We start from the raw sequence: 4,952 nt of genomic DNA, 5'->3' as shown, positions 1-4,952 counted from the left end.
CATGGGATCTCCTTCGGTTAGTGCCGAAGGAGCCTAGTACACTAATTTTTTTCGATTTTTGTAGGCGAATTGGGCGTTTATTTTGGACAGCTCCCTAGTCGAGAAGCGTAAATCCGAAATAGAGCAGCACGAATGAGCAGGCAACAAGGAGAAAAAGCCAGGCCCGAAGCGTTCTTAATCGAGCCTCTAGTGCGGATTGCCTGTGATAGATTGCTAACAAGTCTTCTCTTACGTTTTCGAAGCCATATCCCTGTTCTTCCTCTGGCTTTTCCTCTGAAACATCGAGAAACCACTCTGGATTGGATTCACGACGCCTCGCTTCCCAATATTCGAAGTACGGCCTTTCGTCGCTGGTAAGCGTGAGATAAATGAACGCGCGTCCCTCGGCGGTTTTCCAGAAATGCTCGTTGTCCGTGAAAGGCGAAGAAGCATAACCCTGTTGATCGTAAAAGCCTTGCAGCCGCTGCTTGAACTCTTCGCTATTCAGATCAGACCAGTGGATATCATTATAAAAGCCAAGAACCCTGACGTTGTGACAAAACCCGCGAAAAACGTCGTCATTCTCGGCTAACATATTCTCTCTGCGTCCAGGGATAATAGCCAGAGGTATCATGTGACGCGTTGTAGAGAGCGACACCGACTCTCCCTGCCAAATTCCAATATGCTCATCTTCCCACTTGGAGACACCCTTAGCGTCCGGGTTCGTCCACCGATTGATAGCGTTCAGCCACTCCTCTTCCGGAATTTTTACGTGATTATCCAATCCCGCATTGAAGTGGGAGCAAACACTACAGACAGCTTGAGCTGTATTGGCTTGGATAGGCAAGGAAACAATTAGCTCGGCAATTCTCGCCTTCAATTCGTACCAAGGGAAGCCGATATACTCGCGGCTCCAGTCCTCGGCGACGCTCCCGCCCGATGCGGCATACCTAAACATTGGGTTGAAGGAGATAAAATAGAGTCGCAGCGCGATCTCGTCAGCTGTAATGTCGGCATCGCTGAGGCATGACTTCATAAATTCAAAGCTGAGGGCAGCGTTACCGAGATAGGCTCTCTTTTCAGCTAGCGATCCGCAGTTTACCACATGCCAGCCAATTGTATCTTCAAGTCGACCGGTTCTCGAAATCCGCAGATGAATAGTGTTAGGGTTGGAACATACCAGCACCTTTAGTGTGTGATTATCGCCTGCATACATACGCCTAAGCACTTTTTCGCAGCATCCAAACTGCGCGAGGCCGGCGTCAACAATTCTAGATTTTCTACGAAATAAGAGTTTGTCGATCACTGGATCCCACTCGGGACCCTCCGGTGGGAAGTGAAAGCTCTCTGAAAAATCTAAAGATCGATCGCGATAGCGTTTCAGCCAATCGAATGCGGCCTGCTCGGTACAGGTGCGTAAATAAGCAGCAAAAGAGTAGACTGAAGGTTCGCGAGTGCGTCGTCGCGTTTGTATTTTCATGAGACCACCCACTCTTGGAACTCTGCATGCGCTTACTTCATAGACAATCGGACTTTTTCCCGGTCGTCGAGTCGGAAAGCTGACGAGACAGACCACACTCAACTTTATCGACCGCTTGCGAAGAGCAATTAGTGATACGATTACATTACATTGATGAATGCGCTCGAATTCCCTTCCGACTGGGATCATTTTGAATCAGTCAGAACGATGCGGCACTAATTGTGTTCGCTGTCGTCCCATTCGCTTATCTCGCTGACGCTCCGCTTAACTTGGAAGATGCCTGGCACAGCGACCTCAATCGAGGTCGTGCGCCGACTCTTGCCTTTGCGGGTTTTGGTGAGGTGGCCATAGAAGCTTGGCCGAAGCAGAGTTGAGAACAACTCTTTCACCATGACAGCGAGCACAGCGGAGATGGAATCCATCGCGTGCTCCGATGACACCTTCTCACTGCGAAGGCTGCAGATCAGTGCCTTCGTCGGCACTAGATACGAAAAACGCACCTTTCGGCGCGTCTATCCGGAAATCTTGTATTCTATCAATAATGCGGACATTCGCTCGTGCAGTCAATCAATGGCGTCGACCGCAACGCCGTCATTGAGTTAAATTCAATGGTATTTTGCCTGCCAAGTCAAGATCCGCACTTGATACGCAATCACCGCATTACACGAAAATACCTTCAATCCGGTTTTCAGTCAAAATCACCAATGACTGTCATAGCTAAACGGGATTCCAAATCATCGATGATTGTAGAATGGCTCGGCAAAGTTGCGTTGCAAACCCAGACCTTGTTAGCCATACCCAACGCAATCTCGGCCAATTAACGACAATGAGTCTGGGGGTCAGAGACCCCAAAAAACCCAATGAAAACAGACTTCAAAAACGATTCATTACAAACCGCCAATCTACGAATCTGGGGGTCAGAGGTTCGAATCCTCTCGGGTGTGCCACTCTTTTTTCTTATAAAATCAACGGCTTACAAGCTTGTCAGCGATAGCTGTGTATTAGGAATTTTGTCCTCAAGCATCTCTGAACCCCGCAGGAACCCCGCTAAAACCGCTCAAATCGAGCCACTATTTTCTCTCGATCGTGTAATTTCTTCGCTGCGATTTCAGGAAATCGAGAATGTCTCGCCTGCGATATCGAACATATTTGCCGATCTTCAGGTACGAGATGTTGACGTTCCCTTGTCCCATCCGCCATTCCGCCAGGCGGTGCGTCTTCACGCCGAGCATTTCTGAGACCTCGTCCGGCGTTAGCAGGTCCAGGTATTCTTTGTCTTCGTCATCTGACATGGGATCTCCTTCGGTTAGTGCCGAAGGAGCCTAGTACACTAATTTTTTTCGGTTTTTGTGGGCGAATTGGGTTCACTTTACGGTTGCGAATCTCATGACCGGAGGCGTATTCGTCGTGGGAATTTGTATTCAACGAGTTGCGCGTAGCCAGACCGCACCGATGTCATTCAGCAGCTCATAGTGTTCTTCACTCCGCCAAGCACTTCGCGCAATCGATCGGCGAATAATTCGCTTGGCCGTGACAAATGCAACGGGAGTTATGGCTAAGCAAAGCAAACCAAATTGCCAACCAAAGAACCAGCCAACTGGAAGAGAGGCAATCAATGAGAGAGGCATCAAAAAGCTGAACATTGTCGCTATCGGATTGACGGGAAAACCTGCACGTGCCGCTTTCAGTGCGAAGCCATCATCGACCCTGAATTCGACTGACCTGCCTTTCACCGCATTCAGCATCGCTGAGTGGCTTAGGAGGACTTCCTCCGGAAACCTAAATGACCGATTAGGTATCCTAGTGGCTTCGTCAGTTCTATCTCTCGAAGAGGACTTTTGAAGTTGTTGCTGCGCCTCAAGCTCTTCGATGGCTTTCCGCGACATCACATCAAGCTCATCCTCCTCGTCATCACTTTCCCAAAGATGAGCGATTGATGATGGTGGATAAGCTATTGAATCTTTATTCTCGACTGCTGATAAGTTGCTAAGCAAACACTCCAACGCGCAATCGTAAAGTTCGATTTCTACAAACTCGTCGCAACGCTGCATGACTTCGATGAAATTAGCGGCGAACGATTCAAGTTCTAACCCATCAAAGTCGTAGTTAGTTGTGTAAGTGGCTGGTTCAAATTTCTGCGCCAATCGACGGCCGAGCCTAGTGTTGATCAATACATCGACGATCGGACCTGGAGCAACTGAATTGCGAGAAGATGACTCCGGCAGTGGTCTGCTCCCTGAAAAGTGGTCCATTATTTGAGTTAGTTCCGGCTTCAGATATGGAGCTGAGACATGGGCAAGAGATCTACGCCTGAAGAGATTATTGCGAAGCTGCGGGAGGTGGAGGTGCGCCTTGCTCGCGGTGAGACGACGGGTCAGGCCGTGCGTTCGATCGGCGTGACGGAGCAGACCTACTACCGGTGGCGCAAGGAGTATGGCGGGCTGCAGGTTGGCCAGGCCAAGCGGATGAAGGAGATCGAGAAGGAGAATGCGCGGCTTCGCCGGGCGATCTCCGATCTGACCCTCGACAACCAGATCCTTCAGGAAGTCATCAAGGGAAAGTTCTAAGCCCTTCACGCAAACGCGAAGCGGTCGATCATGTGGTTGAGACACTCGGCGCAACCGAGCGCCGGGCCTGCCGTGTGATCGGCCAGCACCGTTCCACTCAGCGCAAGCCGCGCGTGCCGCGTCAGGACGAGGATGTGCTGACAGCAGCCATCATCGCCCTGGCGGAACGGTTCGGCCGGTATGGCTACCGCCGGATCACGGCCCTGCTGAGACGGGATGGCTGGCATGTGAACGAGAAGCGCGTCTATCGCATCTGGCGGCGTGAGGGGCTGAAAGTGCCAATGAAACAACCGAAACGTGGACGCCTCTGGCTGAATGACGGTTCGTGCGTAAGACTTCGGCCAGCGCACAAGGGCCATGTCTGGTCATATGACTTCGTGCAGGACCGCACCCATGACGGCAAGGTGTTCCGCATGCTGTGCGTCATAGATGAGTTCACCCGCGAATGTCTCGCCATCCGCGTCGAACGCAAGCTCAACTCGCGTGATGTGCTCGACACGCTGGGCGAGCTGTTCGTGCATCATGGCCCGCCGGAGCATATCCGCTCCGATAATGGCCCCGAGTTCATCGCCACAGCTCTACGGGACTGGCTGGCACGTATCGGCGTGAAGACGCTCTATATCGAACCGGGAAGCCCATGGGAAAACGGATACTGCGAAAGCTTCAACTCCAAGCTCAGGGACGAGTTGCTGGCGAGGGAGATCTTCTATGATCTCAGGGAGGCCAAAGTCCTGATCGAAACCTGGCGGCGGCACTACAACACCGCGCGCCCACACTCTTCTCTGGGCTACCGGCCACCCGCTCCACAAACCATCTTGCCCGCGGCGTTCATACCGCCTTACTGTGACGAGGTAGCGGCATGAACGCCGCTACGTGGAAACCGCCGGACTAACATTACCGGTGGACCACCCCTGTGGGGCAGAGCA

5 protein-coding genes are annotated in these 4,952 nt (G+C 51.8%); 1 reads left to right on the top strand and 4 read right to left on the bottom strand.

All coding sequences use genetic code 11. From position 1 onward, the window contains the following. Positions 1-94: 94 nt before the first annotated feature. The 4 genes from D1223_RS15455 to D1223_RS15440 form a co-directional block, all read right to left on the bottom strand. The gene (locus D1223_RS15455; protein WP_147372872.1) at positions 95-1,459 is read right to left on the bottom strand and encodes a hypothetical protein; all 1,365 of its coding nucleotides are present in this window, start codon (positions 1,457-1,459) and stop codon (positions 95-97) included. Between the two features lie 215 nt (positions 1,460-1,674). Then, positions 1,675-1,881: a hypothetical protein gene (locus D1223_RS15450; RefSeq protein WP_119377346.1), complete on the bottom strand. Its 207-nt coding sequence runs from the start codon at positions 1,879-1,881 to the stop codon at positions 1,675-1,677. 648 nt (positions 1,882-2,529) lie between these two features. Next, positions 2,530-2,751, bottom strand: a complete 222-nt coding sequence (locus tag D1223_RS15445) for a helix-turn-helix domain-containing protein (RefSeq protein WP_119377345.1) — start codon at positions 2,749-2,751, stop codon at positions 2,530-2,532. A gap of 129 nt (positions 2,752-2,880) precedes the next feature. Continuing rightward, on the bottom strand, positions 2,881-3,603 hold the full coding sequence (locus tag D1223_RS15440) for a hypothetical protein (protein WP_119377344.1): 723 nt from the start codon (positions 3,601-3,603) through the stop codon (positions 2,881-2,883). Between the two features lie 147 nt (positions 3,604-3,750). On the opposite strand from D1223_RS15440, the gene D1223_RS15435 reads away from it, so the two are divergent. Then, positions 3,751-4,889 (top strand): IS3 family transposase gene (locus D1223_RS15435; RefSeq protein ID WP_119375279.1). Its coding sequence is split into 2 segments (ribosomal slippage): positions 3,751-4,009 and positions 4,009-4,889, totalling 1,140 coding nucleotides; the frame shifts between segments, so codons are not numbered across the junction. The last annotated feature ends 63 nt before the right edge of the window (positions 4,890-4,952 follow it).

It is taken from the genome of Henriciella mobilis, from assembly GCF_003576285.1.
In the GTDB taxonomy this organism is placed as follows: domain Bacteria; phylum Pseudomonadota; class Alphaproteobacteria; order Caulobacterales; family Hyphomonadaceae; genus Henriciella; species Henriciella mobilis.
This window is presented reverse-complemented; position numbering and strand designations above follow the sequence as displayed.

Bases quoted from the DNA above. Each gene is read 5' to 3' on its own strand.
- D1223_RS15455 (WP_147372872.1), bottom strand. From the start codon at position 1,459: ATGAAAATACAAACGCGACGACGCACTCGCGAACCTTCAGTCTACTCT.
- D1223_RS15450 (WP_119377346.1), bottom strand. From the start codon at position 1,881: ATGGATTCCATCTCCGCTGTGCTCGCTGTCATGGTGAAAGAGTTGTTC.
- D1223_RS15445 (WP_119377345.1), bottom strand. From the start codon at position 2,751: ATGTCAGATGACGAAGACAAAGAATACCTGGACCTGCTAACGCCGGAC.